This is a genomic window from Yimella sp. NH-Cas1 (assembly GCF_022359705.1).
Taxonomy (GTDB): Bacteria; Actinomycetota; Actinomycetes; order Actinomycetales; family Dermatophilaceae; genus Yimella; species Yimella lutea.
Map to the genome: position 1 here is coordinate 1727855 of NZ_JAKSGG010000003.1, position 17096 is coordinate 1744950.

General features: G+C 67.7%; 15 protein-coding genes and 1 riboswitch. Of the genes, 6 read left to right on the forward strand and 9 right to left on the reverse strand.

What is annotated here, in order from left to right; translation table 11 throughout:
• Window positions 1–33: 33 nt before the first annotated feature.
• Together rsmH and mraZ are read right to left on the reverse strand one after the other, a co-directional pair.
• Window positions 34–1026, reverse strand: coding sequence for a 16S rRNA (cytosine(1402)-N(4))-methyltransferase RsmH (gene rsmH / locus MF407_RS08670; RefSeq protein WP_129624078.1), 993 nt, complete (start codon window positions 1024–1026; stop codon window positions 34–36).
• Between the two features lie 180 nt (window positions 1027–1206).
• Window positions 1207–1641, reverse strand: coding sequence for a division/cell wall cluster transcriptional repressor MraZ (gene mraZ, locus MF407_RS08675; RefSeq protein WP_141929465.1), 435 nt, complete (start codon window positions 1639–1641; stop codon window positions 1207–1209).
• Window positions 1642–2027: 386 nt separating this feature from the next.
• Here mraZ and MF407_RS08680 point away from each other — a divergent pair, with 386 nt between their 5' ends.
• From MF407_RS08680 to MF407_RS08690, 3 genes are read left to right on the forward strand one after another with little or no spacing between them, the layout of a single operon-like run.
• Window positions 2028–3056, forward strand: coding sequence for an AAA family ATPase (locus MF407_RS08680; protein ID WP_129624079.1), 1029 nt, complete (start codon window positions 2028–2030; stop codon window positions 3054–3056).
• Window positions 3057–3095: 39 nt separating this feature from the next.
• On the forward strand, window positions 3096–4331 hold the full coding sequence (locus tag MF407_RS08685) for a DUF58 domain-containing protein (RefSeq protein ID WP_129624080.1): 1236 nt from the start codon (window positions 3096–3098) through the stop codon (window positions 4329–4331).
• The gene (locus MF407_RS08690; RefSeq protein WP_129624081.1) at window positions 4328–6589 is read left to right on the forward strand and encodes a DUF3488 and transglutaminase-like domain-containing protein; all 2262 of its coding nucleotides are present in this window, start codon (window positions 4328–4330) and stop codon (window positions 6587–6589) included. The genes MF407_RS08685 and MF407_RS08690 overlap by 4 nt, the downstream gene beginning before the upstream one ends.
• A gap of 75 nt (window positions 6590–6664) precedes the next feature.
• On the opposite strand, the gene MF407_RS08695 is transcribed toward MF407_RS08690, so the two are convergent.
• The 5 genes from MF407_RS08695 to MF407_RS08715 form a co-directional block, all read right to left on the reverse strand.
• Window positions 6665–8362 (reverse strand): RNA polymerase sigma factor, encoded by a 1698-nt coding sequence (locus tag MF407_RS08695; protein WP_141928056.1) that lies wholly within the window; start codon window positions 8360–8362, stop codon window positions 6665–6667.
• A gap of 214 nt (window positions 8363–8576) precedes the next feature.
• Window positions 8577–8942, reverse strand: coding sequence for a universal stress protein (locus tag MF407_RS08700; protein ID WP_129624082.1), 366 nt, complete (start codon window positions 8940–8942; stop codon window positions 8577–8579).
• 33 nt (window positions 8943–8975) lie between these two features.
• A complete protein-coding gene (locus MF407_RS08705; RefSeq protein WP_168990093.1) occupies window positions 8976–10220 on the reverse strand; it encodes a homoserine O-acetyltransferase in 1245 nt (414 codons plus the stop codon).
• A 32-nt stretch (window positions 10221–10252) separates the two neighbouring features.
• A riboswitch (SAM riboswitch) is annotated at window positions 10253–10365 on the reverse strand.
• A 67-nt stretch (window positions 10366–10432) separates the two neighbouring features.
• Window positions 10433–11461 (reverse strand): DUF4192 domain-containing protein, encoded by a 1029-nt coding sequence (locus tag MF407_RS08710; protein WP_141928055.1) that lies wholly within the window; start codon window positions 11459–11461, stop codon window positions 10433–10435.
• A gap of 116 nt (window positions 11462–11577) precedes the next feature.
• Entirely contained in the window at window positions 11578–12258 is a 681-nt protein-coding gene (locus MF407_RS08715) for an EcsC family protein (RefSeq protein ID WP_129624084.1), read from the reverse strand.
• Between the two features lie 74 nt (window positions 12259–12332).
• Between MF407_RS08715 and MF407_RS08720 the strand changes: the two genes are divergently transcribed.
• The 3 genes from MF407_RS08720 to MF407_RS15870 all read left to right on the forward strand — a co-directional run bounded on the left by MF407_RS08720 (window position 12333) and on the right by MF407_RS15870 (window position 15597).
• Window positions 12333–12755: a SufE family protein gene (locus MF407_RS08720; RefSeq protein ID WP_129624085.1), complete on the forward strand. Its 423-nt coding sequence runs from the start codon at window positions 12333–12335 to the stop codon at window positions 12753–12755.
• 95 nt (window positions 12756–12850) lie between these two features.
• On the forward strand, window positions 12851–13897 hold the full coding sequence (locus MF407_RS08725; RefSeq protein WP_239702037.1) for a hypothetical protein: 1047 nt from the start codon (window positions 12851–12853) through the stop codon (window positions 13895–13897).
• Window positions 13867–15597 carry a DNA polymerase gene (locus MF407_RS15870; protein WP_239702038.1) on the forward strand — a complete coding sequence of 577 codons (1731 nt, stop codon included), beginning with the start codon at window positions 13867–13869 and terminating at the stop codon, window positions 15595–15597. Before MF407_RS08725 ends, MF407_RS15870 begins: the two co-directional genes overlap by 31 nt.
• Window positions 15598–15657: 60 nt before the next feature.
• Here the strand turns inward: MF407_RS15870 and MF407_RS08735 are convergent, their stop codons facing one another.
• Both MF407_RS08735 and MF407_RS08740 read right to left on the reverse strand, forming a co-directional pair.
• Window positions 15658–16578, reverse strand: coding sequence for a PAC2 family protein (locus MF407_RS08735; RefSeq protein WP_129624087.1), 921 nt, complete (start codon window positions 16576–16578; stop codon window positions 15658–15660).
• An 81-nt stretch (window positions 16579–16659) separates the two neighbouring features.
• A complete protein-coding gene (locus tag MF407_RS08740) occupies window positions 16660–17085 on the reverse strand; it encodes an HIT family protein (protein ID WP_129624088.1) in 426 nt (141 codons plus the stop codon).
• Window positions 17086–17096 lie beyond the last annotated feature (11 nt).

A 17096-nucleotide genomic window follows, 5' to 3' on the forward strand; every position in this document is an offset into this window, starting at 1 on the left:
GGCGGACCGTCAACGGGCGGGCGGTGGCCTGGCTCATCGCTTGGTTCCCTTCGTGGCACGGATTCGTTCAGCTACGCGCAGACGGGCGGACGCCGCGCGCGGGTTCGTGTTCACCTCGGCGTCGCCGGGTTGCTCGGCGCCACGGGTGAGGAGTTTCAGGTAGGGCTTGTGTTCGGGCAGTTCGACCGGCAGACCGGCGGGGGCGGTCGAACGCGCGCCGGCCTGCAGTTCGTGCTTGGTGATGCGGTCCTCGAGCGAGTGGTAGGACAGCACCGCGATGCGTCCCCCGATCGCGAGCGCATCGATCGCCGCAGGCAAGGCGGCCTGCCAGCTGAGCAGTTCGGCGTTCACCTCGATGCGCAGTGCCTGGAAGGTCCGCTTCCCGGGGTGCCCGCCGGTGCGTTGCGAGGCCGCCGGGATGGCGTCCCGCAGCACCTGCATGAGTTCGTCGGAGGTGCGGATCGGCGACTGCTCACGGCGCCGCACGATCGCCTTGGCGACCTTGCCGGCGAACCGTTCCTCGCCGTACTCCCGCAGGATGCGCCGAAGGTCGCCCTCGTCGTACTCGGCGATGACATCGGCGGCGGTCATCCCCTGGGTCTGATCCATCCGCATGTCCAAGGCGGCGTCCCGGCTGTAGGAGAAACCGCGCTCGGTCTCATCGAGCTGCAGGGAACTGACACCCAGGTCGAACAAGGCCGCGTCAACGCGATGGACGTCGAGTTCGGCCAGTTCCTCGATCGCGTCGTCGTAGCGAGCATGCACCGGAATGAACCGGTCCCCGAACTGTGCCAACCGCTCCCCCGCCAGACGCAGCGCTTCCGTGTCGCGGTCGACGCCGTACGCGACCGCGTCCGGACAGGCCTTGAGGATCGCCTCGGTGTGACCACCCATGCCGAGCGTTCCGTCGAGGTACACCGGACGCAGACCTGACTCTCCTGTGACCAGTGCCGGACGCAGCAGCTCGATGATGCGGTCGCGCATGACCGGAACGTGGCGGTCGGCCACTGTCCGGTTGTCGCTCATCGCTTCGCCTTTCGCTCGTCTGCGGTGTGTTGTCGGTGGTGGGCGGTGAATCTTGTGGTGGTGATTCCTGCGGGTTGCCGTTTTCTGATCTCCGGTCCCCAGCCGCTGCATGTCGTCGGCACCGGGGAAGTGATGTCGACGCGCACGCGTCAGCGGATGGAGGCCACAGGTCAGAAGAGGTCAGAACAGACCGCCAGGAATCACCTCCTGTGCCTGGTCGGCGAACTCGTCCTCGGTGCTGGCCAGCAGTTCGTTCCACGCCTCGGTGGCCCACAACTCGACCCGGTTGCCGGCGCCGATCACCGTGCACTCCTTGGTGAGGCCGGCGTATTCCCGCAGGATCGCGGGGATCGTGATGCGCCCCTGCTTGTCGGGGATCTCGTCCGAGGCGGCCGACAGCAGCACACGCTGGAAATTGCGGGCCGCCTTGTTGGTGACCGGGGTGCGGCTCATTTCTGCGGCGAGCTTTTCGAAGTCGGCCATCGCGAAGACGTACAGGCAGCGCTCCTGACCACGGGTGATGACCAGCCCGGAAGCGAGCTTCTCGCGGAACTTGGCGGGCAGGAACATGCGGCCCTTGTCATCCAGTCGGGGCTGATGGGTACCGAGAAACAAGGTCATCCTCACCGCCCCTTCCCGCCCGATCGATTCCGCAGTGCTCCTGTTTGCTCCACTTTACTCCACCAGACCCCACCTGTCGCCCTCAAAGAGATCGAATTCGGACTCTTCTCGAGTGTTTTCCCAGGTCAGAGCCACTGGTGCGTGGTGGAGGGATTTTCGGCCATCTCTTCGATCAATCCACGCGACACCGGGCGAAAAATGGGACAGCTGCACGTTGAACCACCGGAAACCCGGGTGATCGTCGGGTCGGGTGAAGCGTGGTTGCGTTCTTCAGCGCCGGACCCGACGGGACGGTGGAGCAAAGTGGAGGATGAGTGAGCCGAGCAAGTCGTGGCCAACCGGTGATGGGATCCGGGGTCGTGGTCGGGCAGGATCTACCCATGCAGGATGCGTCGCAACTCGCCAGAACCGAGGACGATCACCGGATCCGAGGCGAGAGCGACCCTGATCCGCAGCTGTCACTGGACGAGGTGCACGACCTCGCCGCACGCATTCACGAGGCGGTGTCCTCGGTCATCGAGGGCAAGTCGGACGCCGTGCGCACCGCGATCATCGTGCTGCTCGCCGAAGGTCACCTGTTGATCGAGGATGTACCGGGCGTCGGCAAGACGATGCTCGCCAAGACGCTCGCCCGGTCGATCGACGGCACGATGCGACGGATCCAGTTCACGCCGGACCTGCTGCCCAGTGACATCACCGGCGTCAGTGTCTTCAACCAGGATGCCCGCACGTTCGAATTTCGTCCGGGAGCGGTGTTCGCCAACCTCGTGGTCGGCGACGAGATCAACCGGGCCTCGCCCAAGACCCAGTCCGCGCTCCTGGAGTGCATGGAAGAGGCACAGGTCACCGTCGACGGCACGACCTACGAGTTGTCGCGCCCGTTCATGGTGATGGCCACCCAGAACCCGATCGAGATGGAGGGCACCTACCCGTTGCCCGAAGCGCAGCGCGACCGGTTCATGGCCCGTATCTCGATGGGTTACCCGACCGCCGCCGCCGAACTGGCCATGCTCGACTCGCACGGTGCGGGCAGTCCGCTGGCGCGGCTGCGCCCGGTCACAGATGCGACGTCCGTCGCGGCAGCGATCGCCCGCGTCGCCCAGGTCTACGCGAGCCCCGCCCTGCGCCAGTACGTCGTCGACATCGTGACAGCCACCCGCTCGACCTCCGCGCTTCGCCTCGGCGCCTCGCCGCGTGCCGCTCTCGGTCTGCTGCGTGCGGCGCGGGCCAACGCTGCACTCGATCGCCGCGACCACGTCATCCCCGAGGATGTCCAACGGGTCGCCCTCCCGGTTCTGGCACACCGGGTGATCCTGAGCGCCGACCAGCAGCACCTGCGGCATGGTGCAGGCGAGGTGCTGGAGCAACTCCTGCAGCGGGTGCCGGTGCCCGCGGCTTCCGCCCGCTGAATCGCGCGTTCGGCGTCCTGAGTACGAGGTGAGCACCAGATGAAGAAGGCACGACTGACCACCCGCGGGCGGTCGTTCCTGTCTGCGGGGCTCACCCTCCTGGTCGGCGGCGTCGTGCTGGGTTTCCTGGATGTCGTGCGTCTGGGTGGCCTTCTGCTCGCCCTGGTCGTTGCGACCTGGTGGTTGTCGCGGCGGCGGGACCGCCGCGTCGAGGTGGCCCGGCAACTACAGCCTGATGTCGTCACCGCCGGATCCCGATGTGCGATCACCCTCACCTTCACCAACACCGACCGACGCCGGTCCCGCTACGGCCTGGCTCAGGAGACCCTCGACTACACCCTCGGTGATTCACCCCGATTCGTCCTGCCCGGCATGGGAGCCGGCGAATCCCGGGTGGTGGAGTACACCGTTCAACCACGGGTCCGCGGTGAGCACGACGTGGGTCCTGTGCACGTCAGCATCCGCGACCCGTTCGGAATGACCGAACGACACGTCACCGTCCAGGCGGTCGACCGGCTGCTGGTGCTCCCCCGCATCGTGGCGCTCGGTGCCAGCCATCCGCCCGGCGCCGGTTCGGGGCAGGAAGGAACGACCCCCGCGATGATCGCGCTGCACGGCGAGGAGGACGTCAGTCTGCGCAACTACCAGGACGGCGACGATCTGCGTAAGGTGCACTGGCCCGCCACGGCGCACCGCGGAGAACTGATGGTCCGGCAGCTCGACCGCCCGGCGAGGCGGTCCTGCGTCCTGCTGCTCGACTCGCGTTCCAGCGCGCACGCCGGACACGGCGAGCATTCATCCTTCGAGTGGGCGGTCAGCGCGCTGGCCTCCATCGCGGCCCGAATGCACGAACTCGGTTATCTGGTGCACCTGGTGAGCAAGGAGACGGTTGCTGCGGGAGCACACCTGAGCGATCTGCCACCGACGGTGGTCCAACTGTGGCTGGCACGTGCCGCCCTCGGCGGCGACGACACGAACTTCGCCTCGGTCCTCAAGGGCGCTCACGATGTGGCAGGCACCGGAGCTGTCGTGGTCTCTGCCGTCGCCGACGACCTCGCCGGACTGCTGAACGATCTGGGATCGCTGCGTCAGCCGGGCGCGTCCGCCCTCGCCCTTCGCCTCGACACCGCGTCCTTCGGCGGTCCTTCGCCGCAGCGGACGGTCGGCCTCGCCGACTACGGCTGGCGCGTCGTCGATGTATCCGCCGACATGACGATCGAGCAGGCGTGGAACACCATCACCAGGCGTTCGCTGGTACGGGTGGGTGCGTTGTGAGGTTCCGTCAAGCCCCACTGACGCTGCTGGCCGGCGTCACCGCACTGATCGCGGCGTGGCCGATCACGACCCTCGTCCGCGGCAGCGACTGGGTCTGGGATGCCGTGCTCGTTGTCGCACTGGCGCTCGGGTGCGCGGTCCTTGCTCGCGCGGTGCACATCCCGGAGTTCGCGGTGGTCTGGGTGCAGTTCGTGGTGGTCGCGGGAGCGTTGTGGTTCCTGTATGTCCGAGGTTCCGGCGAGCCCACCGTCGACACGGTCAGGGCCCTGATCACCGAGGCAGACGGCACCATCCGCAAGTATGCGGCTCCCGCGCCGGAAACCGAGGGGCTGCGGTTCGCGATCGTCGGTCTGATCGCGATGCTGGCCGTGCTCACCGATGTCCTTGCCGTCGGTCTGGCTGCCCCGGCTGTTGCAGGCCTGCCGATCATGAGCATCTACCTGATCAGTGCGGCGAACACGACGGACGGCCTCGCGCCGCATTACTTCCTCGCCGCGGCGACGGGCTGGCTGTTGATGGTGGGCCTGACTGCCCGAGGAAACGTCCAGCGCTGGTCCAACACGACGGCCCGCGCCACTGCTCCCACTCTGCTCGGCGATCGGCTGGGACTGGGCGGCTTCGCGTCGGTCGCGCGGACGGTGGGTTTGCTGGCGTTGATCGGCGCACTGGTGGTGCCGCACGTACTGCCGTCGACCGACCAGCGTTACCTCGGCGAAGGACTCGGCCGGCGCACCGGCGGCACCGGCTCGGTCGGACTGTCGAACACCCTCGACGTCAGTCGGAGTCTGGTGAGCAACGACCGCACACCGGTGATCACCTACAGCACTCAGGACCCGACGCCCGGACCCCTGCGGGTGTTCACCTCATCGGCCTACAACGACGGGCAGTGGAGCCAGACGGACCCGGCAGATCAGCAAGGCGGCTCGGACAACGCGCGGATCCAACCGGCCGGACTGCGACCCGATGCGGGCTACGTCGAGCAGTCGATCCGGGTCGAGTCCAGCACTCTCACCGCAGGCCTCCTCGCGACCCCGACCCCGACGCTCAGCGTCGACCTCGGGGGTGCCTCCTGGCAGTACGACCCCACGACATCGGTCATCAGCCCGCAACGCAGCGTGTCGCAGTACTCGGTGAAATATGCACTGCTCGGACCGTCGGCTCGTCCGACCTCCAGGTCCACCCCGGAGGGGTTCGAGCGCGACCTGGCCATCGATCCCCGAGCGCTGCCGGAGCTGCGGCGCACGCTGTCACGCATCGAGGGCGGTGACAACCCGTTCGAGCGAGCGGTCGCTATCCAGGACTACCTGCGCTCCGGCGGCGGTTTCACCTACTCCCTCACGCTGGCCCCGACCCGGCGCACGGTGAACGACCAGACCGCCGACCCGATCACCAACTTCCTGCTCACCAAGCAGGGCTATTGCGTCCAGTTCGCCACCGCGATGATCATGCTCGCTCGACTGGAGCAGATTCCTGCACGGATGGCCATCGGATTCCTCGGCGGCAGCCCCTCGCTGAGTGCCGACCAGTACACCGTCATCCAGTCCGACGCTCACGCCTGGCCCGAGTTGTACTTCCCCGGTCTGGGCTGGACGCGGTTCGAGCCGACTCCGGGCAGCCGCGCCGCAAGCGTTCCCGACTACGCCGTGCCGCAGACCAGCGGGCCGAGCCGTACCGAGCGGCCGGAGCAGACGACACCGACCACCTCGGCCGACGCGTCCACCGCTCCCGCCCAGACGTCGTCCGCCACCGACAGCGGCGGCGGCACCGGCTCGGACACTCCGTCCTGGTTCGGCACCGCTTTCAAGTACCTCGGTTGGCTGGTGCTCGTAGCGCTGTTCCTCGGTCTGCTGGGTTCGTTCCTGCCGATGGCCGCTCGACGAGAAGCCGAAAGACGGCGACGCACCGACGACCTGCGTGAACAGGTGGAGGCCGACTGGCTCACCTTCCGCGACGACCTGGACGACCTCGGCGTCCCCCACCCACCCGATGTCTCACCCCGTGCCCAACTTCAGCACTACCGGCGAGCAGGTGCCCTGGGCAGCGAGTCCTCGCAGGCCCTCGACCGTGCCACGCGCACCTTGGAGAAGGCCCGATACGGACGTGCGGACGACGATCTGGACGTCCGCACCGACACCGCCGCCGTCATCGAGGCCGTCCGCCGCAACGCAGGCTTCCGCCACAAGTTGGTCCACCGATTCGCTCCGCGCACCGGACGCCGGTGGTTCCTGCGCAAGGTGATGCCCTGGCGCAAGGACTGACGTCAGCGGCGCCCCACCCACGCACGCAGAAAGGGCCCCCGTCGCCGGGGGCCCTTTCCTGTTGTTCGAACCGGATCAGTCCAGGTAGTCGCGCAGCACCTGGGAACGCGAGGGGTGGCGCAGCTTGCTCATCGTCTTGGACTCGATCTGGCGGATCCGCTCACGCGTCACGCCGTAGACCTTGCCGATCTCGTCCAGGGTTTTCGGCTGACCGTCGGTCAGACCGAAGCGCATCGCCACCACGCCGGCCTCACGCTCGGACAAGGTGTCCAGCACCGAGTGCAGTTGTTCCTGCAGCAGCGTGAAGCTCACTGCATCAGCCGGGACGACCGCCTCGGAGTCCTCGATGAGGTCACCGAACTCGCTGTCGCCGTCCTCGCCGAGCGGAGTGTGCAGCGAGATCGGCTCGCGACCGTACTTCTGCACCTCCACGACCTTCTCCGGGGTCATGTCGAGCTCCTTGGCAAGCTCCTCCGGAGTGGGTTCGCGTCCGAGGTCCTGCAGCATCTGACGCTGCACGCGAGCCAGCTTGTTGATGACCTCGACCATGTGCACGGGGATACGGATGGTGCGCGCCTGGTCGGCCATCGCTCGGGTGATCGCCTGACGGATCCACCACGTGGCGTAGGTCGAGAACTTGTAACCCTTGGTGTAGTCGAACTTCTCGACCGCACGGATCAGACCGAGGTTGCCCTCCTGGATCAGGTCGAGGAAGAGCATGCCGCGGCCGGTGTACCTCTTGGCGAGCGAGACGACCAGTCGCAGGTTGGCCTCGAGCAGGTGGTTCTTGGCCTTCTTACCGTCCTGGGCGATCCACCACAGCTCACGCTTGATGGTCATGTCCATCTTCTCGCCGGAGTTGAGCTTCTCCTCCGCGAACAGACCGGCCTCGATGCGCTTGGCGAGCTCGACCTCCTGCTCGGCGTTGAGCAGGGCGACCTTTCCGATCTGCTTCAGGTAGTCCTTCACCGGGTCGGCGGTGGCACCGGCGGTGACGACCTGCTGCGCGGGGGCGTCGTCCTCGTCGTCCTGGCGGATGACGAATCCGCCGGTCTCTGTCTCCTCGGCCTTCGTCTCCTCGGTGGACTCCGCGGTGGACTCCTCGGCGTCGTCGTCCTTGGCCTCGTCCTTTTCGGAGTTGACGACGGTCTTCGGGTCGATCTTCGCTTCGTCGCCGAGCTCCAGGTCGACATCCTCGATCTCGACCTCTTCGAGCTCGACCTCGTCGACGTCGCCCTTCTTCACCGCGGTCTTCTTGGCCGTGGACTTCTTCGCAGCGCCCTTGGCGGCAGCCTTCTTCGCCGGGACAGCCTCTGCGACCTCGTCCGGCGCCGCGCTCTTGGCGGCGGTCTTCTTGGCCGGCGCCTTCGCGGTGGTCTTCTTCACCGCGCTCTTGGCAGCGGTCTTCTTCGCCGGAGCCTTCGCAACCGCTGTGTCGTCGGCCGAATCGTCCTGCGCCGCAGCGGTCTTGGCGGTGGTGGTCTTGGCCGCGGTCTTCTTCGCCGGAGCCTTCTTCGCAGCAGTCTTGCGCGCGGCTGTCTTCTTGACGGGGACGATCTCGGGGACCTCGACGGTGATGCCCTGACGGTCGAGCTCCTTCAGCACCGCCTTCATCCGCTTCGGCTCCAGCGATGCTTCTTCCAGCGCCGCCTTCACGTCGTCGCCGTCGACCGATCCGGTCGCGGCACCCTTCTCGAGCAGTTGCTGCAGGGCCGGGTGGGAGAATTCAGCCGGAAGCTGTTTGGTCTCAGCGGTTTTCGACGCGGAAGTCACTGACTACCTTCCATTCCGTTGCGGGGCTGTGCCGATGGCACGAGGGCATAACGACACACCGCCGAGTGGCGGTTCACCGATGGGGATTTCAAGCATTCGCGGTTCACTCTTCGGGTCGGGCCCGAAGCGGGGCGCGTACTTGTAGACATTATAAAACGACGCGCTGCCCGCGGCCCAATCCCGGGGCGTTCCCGAACGCAGTAGGACCGAGTCTTCAGGCGGTGTCGGGCTTGACCGTGAGCACCGGAACCGGTGCGTCCAGCATGATGCGTTGCGCGTTCGTGCCGAGGATCAGCTTGCCGACGGTCGTGCGGCGCCGCAGCCCGATCACGATCAGACTCGCGTCCAGATCGCGTGCAGTCGCCAGGAAGGACTCGACGAGGTCTTGGCCCCCGAGCGCGGGCGTGACGGTGACCGACGCCGCGCCGGACGCGTCCGCGAGCGCCTGCGCCCGCGGCTCGGCGGTTCGGTCGAGCGGCACGACGCTCACCTCGAGCCCTTGGGCTCGCCCCTGAGCGGCGGCTGCGGCGAACGCCGCCTCTCCCTCGGGCGTGGCCAGGAATGCCACCACGATCCTCATCAACTCTCCCCTTCTCCTTCGTCGTCGGCGACGCTACCCCACCCGGGGGGTGGAGCCGGCCGACCCCGCAGGCAGAGCGTCGGTGACGATCGCTTCGATCTGGTCGGTCTCGACCAGGAAGCCGTCATGACCGCACACGGACCGGATCAGCGAGGTGCGTACGCCGGCGGCCGCTGCCAATTCGTGCGACAGATGTGGAGGGAAGAGACGGTCGGAGTCGACGGCGGCCACGTGAAGGCGTCCGGGGTAGGCCGCGACGACGGCTGCGACACCCCCACGACCGCGTCCGATGTCGTGAGTCGCCATCGCACGGGTCAGATGTAGGTAGCTTCCGGCGTCGAACCGACGGACGAGTTTGCCGGCCTGGTGGTCCAGGTAGCTCTCGACGGCGAAGCGTCCGCCACCGAGCGGGTCCTCAGTGCTCTGCGGCTTTACACCGAACCGCTGCTCGAGTTCGTCGGCGCTGCGATAGGTCGTGTGCGCGATGCGACGAGCCAGACCGAGGCCCGCACGTGGCCCGGGGCCGGGGTAGTAGTCACCGGCGCAGTAGTCGGGGTCGGAGCTGATCGCGAGTTCCTGTGCTTGTCCCCAGGCGATCTGGTCGGCCGTCGCACAACCGGTCGTCGCGATCGCGAGCACGCTGTCGCAACGCTGCGGGAAGCTGCCCAGCCATTCCAGCGCACGCATGCCGCCCATTGAGCCGCCGAGCACCAGTTGCCAGCGTTCGATGCCGAGGTGATCGGCGAGGGCGGCCTCGACCAGCACTTGGTCGCGGATGGTGATCTGCGGGAAGCGTGATCCCCATGGGCGCCCGTCCGGGGCCGGGCTGCTCGGGCCGGTGGTGCCACGGCATCCCCCGAGCACGTTCGAGGCCACGATGAAGAAGCGGTCGGTGTCCAGCGGAGCACCCGGCCCGATGAGGCCGGGCCACCATCCGCCGCTGGGTTGACCCGGACCCGTCGCACCGACGACGTGCGCGTCACCGGTGAGGGCATGCTCGACCAGGATCGCGTTGTCGGCCATCTCCGAGAGGGTGCCCCAGGTCTGGTAGCCGACCAAGACATCGTCGATCGTGCGTCCGGATTCGAGCGTGAAGGCCCCGGCATCGAAGCGACGCAGCGCAGGATTGTCGTACGGGTCGTTCTCGATCGCTGCACTCTGCGCAGGAGTCTTCGGTCGCAACCCTGGGGCAGCCGGGGTCATGAGCGTCGAACGGGCGTGGTTGTGCCGGGCCGAAACCGACGTCGACGGCGTGCCCGTGTGGTGACTGCTGCTCATCGCCTCTCCCAGCGGAACCGGGGGCTCATGCAGCCCCGCGCTTGTCGCCGACCGAACGGTCGGGACCTTGTCCTCACCCGGGGCACCCCACGCGGTGGAGGGTTGCCGCCCAGCAAGCCGGGGCTTGACGCTGGGACTCTTGACGGGAGCGACGATACCTCAGAGCGCGCGTTCGGACAGCCCCCTGTTCTTGCACCGGACACGCTGCAGGGTCAGGCTGCCGGGTCGATGCGTCCGCCGGGCAGCGTGCCTGTCAGGAGGCAGTTGCGGACGAGACTCGCGAGCCGACATCCGGGATCGGCCTCGAAGGCACGGTCCAGCGCGATGGTGGCCACCGCGCTTCCGCCGTCGGCCCACTCGGACGCCGCGACGCAGGCCCAGAGCGGAGCCGACAGCTGTGCCGGGACGCGGCATGCCCAGCGAATGAGGATGTGCACCGTCCCGGCGCGCTCGGCGCGATTCGGCGACGGGAGCTCGCCGGACTGCTGCCACCGGTCCCGGTCACTTCTGCTCAGCCGGGTCGGTGGGAACACATCCGGACGCAGCCAGCACAGCAGTCCGTCGCGCACGCCGACCACCTGGACGGCCGCGAGGGCCCGACTCACCGTCACCGGATCGTCGAGCGCAGCAGGGTCACCGCGAAGGATCCGATGGACGGCAACCAGTTCGAGGTCGCGGCCGGTTTCGAGGTCCGCCTCCATGACGCTCCACAATTCCTCGACCTCGGCAGCGATCTGCGCTTCGTCCTGAGTCGGGGTGCACCGGTTCTCCAGGTCGTCACGACTGGGTGCGGGACTGCAGCCGCGGTAGACGGCTTCGACGGCCGCCGGGATCAGGTGTGCCTCGGTCAGCGGGGTCCGCTGCTCCGGGCACTGTCCACAGCAGCACCACAGAGCCGCCCAGGTGGACGTGCCGTTATCGACCTCCCAAACGTGAACCAGCTCGATTCCGTTGCAGCGCAGGGCGGTTCGTAGTACCGACGAGGTGAGGAGGACAGCGTCGCCGTCGCCGTAGTTCACCAGTGCGGCGCTTGCCAAGGTGCGCAGACGTCCCTGGCCGATCAGATGGGCGATGTCGTTCACCGCCTCCGGCACCACCGGATCGAAGCGGGCGGTGACGACCAGGTGGTCGTCCTCGTCGAAGCCGACGAGGACGACGCTGTCGGACGGGTTGAACCCGAGTTGGTAGGGCACGTAGGCCAGCAGTTCGCCGGCTCCGGTCAGGGAAGGGATCGGTTCCATCCGCTGACTTCAGTGCCGGCGGGAGACTTCTGTCGTGCTCCCTTGCACCGGTTGTGGAGGACACGCCGAGCGGGATCGGGCTGTGCACAACCGGTCCCGCTTCGTCGATCATGCGATCAGCGTCGAGGGAACTGCTCCGCGGCGTTCTTGGCGACCTTGTGCAGCATCCAGGAGTCCATGCCGGCGCCGATGAAACCGCCGGCGAAGGGGATGGCCTTACCCAGACGGGTGGCGACCTTCTCCCCCACCTGGCCGATCAGCCGGAACCCGACGGCCTTGTTGACGACCATCAGCACCGGGGGCGGCAACTGCTGGGCGGCCATGCCGGCCAGGCGACCGGTGGCGACGACGCCGGCCTTGTTGATGATGTCGTTGGCGTCCGCGCCGACCAGGGTCAGCAGGATCGCCGACCGCAGGCTGGGGTCACGCAGGTCGTAGCCACGAATGTGGGCCACAGCCGCCACCATACGGGTGGACAGCAGGTAGAAGCCCGCGACGTTCGCCGGCAGCGCGACGGCCATCGTGACGAAGCCACCCAGGCCGGTGACGAACCCGTTGGCGGCAGCAAGGCGGCGAGTGTCGGAGACGATCTCCTTGATCGCCTTCTCCTGGTCGCCACCGCTGTCCTGCAGTGCCTTCGCAGCGATCTTCTGGGCGGAGTCGAAACTGCCCTTGCCGTCGATACCGACCTGAAGAAGCTTCTCGGCGAACCCGAGGGCGGAACTACCCATCGGTCCACTATCGAGCTTCACCGGGACGTTCTTCTGGTCGTCCTTCTTGTCTCCGAAACCGAACATGTGGCTCATCATGGCAGCCGGACGCGTCCGACAGCGGCTGCCGCGAGGGTGAATCCGTCGGCGATGATGGCGTGATGGAAACGCTGTCGGAGCTTCTGGACGAAGCGGCCATGGTGCCGTTGGCCGAACGACTGGAGTGGCTGGTCGAACTGGGTGAGGACCTGCCCGCGCCGTCGGCTGCCGCAGGTGAGTTGCGCCGGCTGCCCGAGTGCCAGTCGCCGGTGAGTTGGGCGGCCCGACTGGACGCGTCCGATGTCTTCCATCTGGCCATCACGGTGCCGTCGAGCGCGGTCGTCGTACGCGGATTCGCCGGACTGATCGTGCCGACGCTGGACGGGCGAGCGGCGCAGCAGGTGCGTACCGCTCCGGCGGATCTGGTCGGGCAACTCGGTCTCGGCGATGCGGTCTCGCCGTTGCGCCTGCGCGGGTTGCACGCACTGTGGAATCACGTCCGGGCTGCTGCCGAACCGGTCGAGGACCCTGCCGGGCTCGCCTGATCGTCCTGAATCGAGCGCCACCGGCGCGGGATTCCCCGCAGACAGCAGCGAGGCGGTAGCCGATCGCTGGGCCACGATGGGCTACTTTTGTCGGCATGTCCAATTCTTCCGGCAACAAGAACGCGATGTTGGCGATTCCGGCCGCGGCTGCCCTCCTCGGTCTGATCCTCGTGCTGGTCAGCGCGCTGGCCAGCCCGAAGGTGAGCCTGAACGGGTTCTCCAACGGTCAGAGCGTGGAATCGTCCGCCTTCTCCGTCTACAGCACCGAGCAGAGCGACCGTGGCAACGCACAGTGCAGCGTGGTCGCGAACGGCAACACCACCTCGTTCGGTCAGCCGTCCGAGGACTTCTCGGTGGAGGCCGACGGAAAGAAGTACTGGGAGATCGGTCGCAGCCCCGACGGCATGGCCAAGGCCTCCTACGAGACCAAGTGCGAGAACGCCAAAGGTCAGTTGTTTGCCGGTAACCGCGCCGACAACATCGGCGGCGGGTGGCGCACTCCGGTGCTGATCCTTGGTCTGCTGTTGCTGCTCGGCGGCATCCTGGGCACCGTCCTGATGATGATGCGTCGCAAGAAGTCGCGGTCGACCGGTTCGGGTTACGACAACACCTACAACCAGGGTGGCTACCAGTACGGCCAGGGCTACAGCGACGGTTACGGCACGCCGGGCTCCTACGGTGTCTCCGCGGGCTCCCAGACCCCGGCTCAGGGCACCCAGGGCTACGGCCAGCAGCACGGCCAGCAGCACAACCAGCAGGGTGGTTACGGACAGCAGGCGTATGGCCAGCAGCCCCAGCAGGGTGGCTACGGCCAGCAGCCCGGTCAGCAGGGCTACGGCCAGCAGCCCCAGCAGGGTGGCTACGGCCAGCAGCCCGGTCAGCAGGGATACGGACAGCAGGCGTATGGCCAGCAGCCGCAACAGGGCGGCTACGGCCAGCAGCACGGCCAGCAGGGTGGTTACGGACAGCAGCAGGGTGGCGATGTCTCGGACGCCGCGACCCAGGCGGTGAACCGTGACGACGTGCGCGCGGCCGGTGGCGCAGACGCCCCGACCCAGGCGCAGCCGGGCCAGCAGGGCTACGGCCAGCAGGGCCAGCACGGTCAGTCCGGGTGGGAGCCCCCGCAGGACGGTCAGCGCTGAGCGCACCAGAACACACGGCAACCCCGCAGCGATCGCTGCGGGGTGCGCTGTCTGTTGCGGCCGCGGTCGTGGTCTCTCCCGGCGGGCAGGTGTGCGTTGTCGACGAGCAGGTGAGTCACCACCGTGATGCACGCGCGGTACACGAAGCCGGCGTCCTCGAGGGACGGCGCGTGGTCTGGTGGAGCGCTTCCTCGGCCCGCGCCCTCATCGGCGACGGCCGGTTGTCACGCGTCTGGGACGTCGCCGCCGTTCACCGTTTGATCGCGGGGGGCCACCGGGACGACCCTGTCGCGGTCTGGTCGACGCGGTTCGGGCTGCCGATCCCCGCCCCCATCGAGGAACGTCAGGCACGGCCGGGTGGGCCCGACCTGTTCGCAGGTCTCGCCGACGAGGACACCACGTTGAGTCCGGGGCAGCCGTTGCCGGCACGGACAGGATCGCCGGAGTGGTTGCGTGACGGCGGAAACCGCGAACTGTGGGGTCGTGCCGCTCTCGACACAGCGTTGTGGCAGGCCGATGTGCTCGATGATCGATGTGGCGGTTTGTCCTGTGCAACAAGCGAATCCGGGGCCGCGATGCTCTGCGTCGAGTTGGAGGAGCACGGACTGCCGATCGACCGGCCCACGCTCGAAGGGTTGATCGCCCAGGCGGCGGGACCGCGTCCGACCGACGACCGGCATGCTGCGGAGATTCGCCGCGGCCGAGATGCCGTCGTGTGGCAGCACCTTCCCGGTGGTGGGAGCATCGACCTTCGCAACCCGCTGGCCGTGCGGGACATGTTGCGGCGCAGCGGAATCAATGTCGAGGACACTCGCGCCTGGCATCTGGAGCCGTATCGGGCCGGGTCGCCCCTGGTCGACGCCTTGCTGGACTGGCGCAAGGCCGAACGGATCGCGACGACGTACGGGTGGCATTGGCTCGATCGTTTCGTGGGTCCCGACGATCGGCTACGCGGAGAGTGGGACGCCTCCGACGGAGGGGCCGGTCGGATGACCGCCGGGTCCGGGCTGCACAGCCTGCCCGCTCCTCTGCGTCCCGGTGTGGCAGCCGCAGCCGGTCACGTCCTGGTGCGCGCCGATCTCGGTCAGATCGAGCCGCGCGTCCTTGCGGTCGTGTCGCGCGACCCGGCCCTGGCCGAGGCCACCCGCGCCGATGATCTGTACGCAGAGATCGCGACGGATCTGAGTGTCGACCGCCCGACGGCGAAGATCGCGATGCTGGCGGCGATGTACGGCCAGACGAGCGGCACCGCCGGTCAGGTGCTGGGCCGGCTGGAGCACACCTACCCGGTGGCGATGGCGTATCTGCGGGATGCAGCCCTACGAGGTGAACGCGGTGAGTCGGTGATGACGTACGGCGGACGCCTGGTCCCTGTCTCCGTGGGCCCGGACGACACCTCTGCCCGCGCACGTGGCCGCGGACGGTTCACCCGCAATGCCGTCGTCCAGGGTGCGGCGGCGGAGTTCTTCAAGGCGTGGGCGCTCACCGTCCGGGCTGCGATTGCACCGCTCGGCGGCGAGATCGTCCTCTGCCTGCACGACGAACTGCTGGTGCATACCCCTGCCGCACAGGCGGATTCGACGATGCAGGCGGTTGAGACCGCGCTGCAGGACGCGGCCAGACGCTGGTCGGGGGGCGCGCCGGTGCGGTTCGTGGCCGACGCCGGGATCTTCCACCGCTGGAGCGAGGCCAAAGACTGAAAGTCCGCAGAACGCGCGGGTCAGCTGCGCAGTTCTGCGGACTTTCGGACGCCGGGCGGCTCAGTCCTCGTCGTCGTCGCCGACCTCGGTGCGCAGGAACTCCTCGAACTCGGCACCGATCTCCTCGGCGCTCGGAAGTTCGGCCAGTTCGGTGGCCAGCAGGTTCTGCCGCTGACGCCCCTGCGCGAACGCGTCGTACTGCTGCTCAATGCCCTGCACCACGTCGCGGATCTCGGGGTTGGCCTCGATCTGCCGGCTGATCTCGGCGCGGTGCAGTTCGGCCTGCATCGCCAGATCGGTCACCGGCAACGACAGCCCGGTGAACCCCACGATCGTGTCGATCGCGGCCACCGTGGCGTCGCCGAAGTCCATCGCTGCGAGGTAGTGGGGCACGTGCAGCGCCAGGCCGATCGCGTCAACGCCCGACTCACCGAGGCGAAGGTGGACCAGTTGCTCCAGGTTGCCGGGCACCTGCACCTCGCCGAAGACGGCGTCGTTGTCGGGAATGAGACGCCGGTCGGTCGCGTACTTGGTCATACCGACCGGGCGGGTGTGCGGCACCGCCATCGGGATGCCATGCGCACTGATGACGAGCTGGACGCCGAGGCGTCGGGTCAACACGCGAACGGCTTCACTGACACGCTCCCACTGGTAGTCCGGCTCCGGGCCCGCGAGCAACAGGTAGGGCGTGCCCTCGTCGTCGGTCAGGCGGTAGAGGTTGAGGGAAGGGTCCTCATACGAGGTGAATCGGTCGCGCTCGAAGGTCATCAGCGGACGCCGTCCGCGGTAGTCGAGCAGTTGATCGATGTCGAAGGACGCGACGACGACCGGGTCACCGTTGGCCAGCAGGTGCTGGACGAGTAGCCGTTGGGTGTTGCCGGCGTCGATCAACCCGCCGAGCGCGACGATCAGCGTCCGCGCGCCGAGTTCGCTGGCGTGGGCGTCCTGCTCGAAACGGACGAGCTCCATCGGGTCCCGCATGGGAAGTCTCCTGGTCGAAGGAAAGAAGGTCTCTGCCGCAGTTCAACGTGCTGCACAGCGCGGTCATTCCCCCGGGTGGGATCAGTCCGGCACGTGCTCGCTGTTCCCTTGCTCACGCAGCGCGTCGCGCAGCCGCTGCGCATTCGCGGCGAGCACCTTCTGGTCCTGGCCCTTGGTCACGTTGTGGACATCGAAGTCCTCGACACCGTTGGCCGGCCAGACATGCACGTGCAGGTGCGGCACCTCGAAACCCTCGACGAGGACCCCCACCCGGGCGCTGTCCCAGGCAGCATGCTGGGCCCTGCCGATGGTCTGCGCGACCTGCGTGAGGTGGCTCAGCAGCTGCGGTGAGGCATCGAGCCAGTGGTCGATCTCCTCGCGCGGCACCACGACGGTGTGGCCGTCGGTCAGCGGGTCGATCACCAGGAAGGCGACGCAGGAGTCGTCCTTCCAGACGAAGTGACCGGGGATCTCGCCGTCGATGATCTTCGTGAACAAAGTCGCCATGGGTCGAGCCT

What these genes read in the sequence shown, in the direction of transcription:
- MF407_RS08725 (WP_239702037.1), top strand. Translation starts at nt 12,851, where the DNA reads ATGTCCAATTCTTCCGGCAACAAGAACGCGATGTTGGCGATTCCGGCC.
- MF407_RS08740 (WP_129624088.1), bottom strand. Translation starts at nt 17,085, where the DNA reads ATGGCGACTTTGTTCACGAAGATCATCGACGGCGAGATCCCCGGTCAC.
- MF407_RS08680 (WP_129624079.1), top strand. Translation starts at nt 2,028, where the DNA reads ATGCAGGATGCGTCGCAACTCGCCAGAACCGAGGACGATCACCGGATC.
- MF407_RS08700 (WP_129624082.1), bottom strand. Translation starts at nt 8,942, where the DNA reads ATGAGGATCGTGGTGGCATTCCTGGCCACGCCCGAGGGAGAGGCGGCG.
- MF407_RS08685 (WP_129624080.1), top strand. Translation starts at nt 3,096, where the DNA reads ATGAAGAAGGCACGACTGACCACCCGCGGGCGGTCGTTCCTGTCTGCG.
- MF407_RS08715 (WP_129624084.1), bottom strand. Translation starts at nt 12,258, where the DNA reads ATGTTCGGTTTCGGAGACAAGAAGGACGACCAGAAGAACGTCCCGGTG.
- MF407_RS08710 (WP_141928055.1), bottom strand. Translation starts at nt 11,461, where the DNA reads ATGGAACCGATCCCTTCCCTGACCGGAGCCGGCGAACTGCTGGCCTAC.
- MF407_RS08705 (WP_168990093.1), bottom strand. Translation starts at nt 10,220, where the DNA reads ATGAGCAGCAGTCACCACACGGGCACGCCGTCGACGTCGGTTTCGGCC.
- MF407_RS08735 (WP_129624087.1), bottom strand. Translation starts at nt 16,578, where the DNA reads ATGCGGGACCCGATGGAGCTCGTCCGTTTCGAGCAGGACGCCCACGCC.
- MF407_RS08720 (WP_129624085.1), top strand. Translation starts at nt 12,333, where the DNA reads ATGGAAACGCTGTCGGAGCTTCTGGACGAAGCGGCCATGGTGCCGTTG.
- rsmH (WP_129624078.1), bottom strand. Translation starts at nt 1,026, where the DNA reads ATGAGCGACAACCGGACAGTGGCCGACCGCCACGTTCCGGTCATGCGC.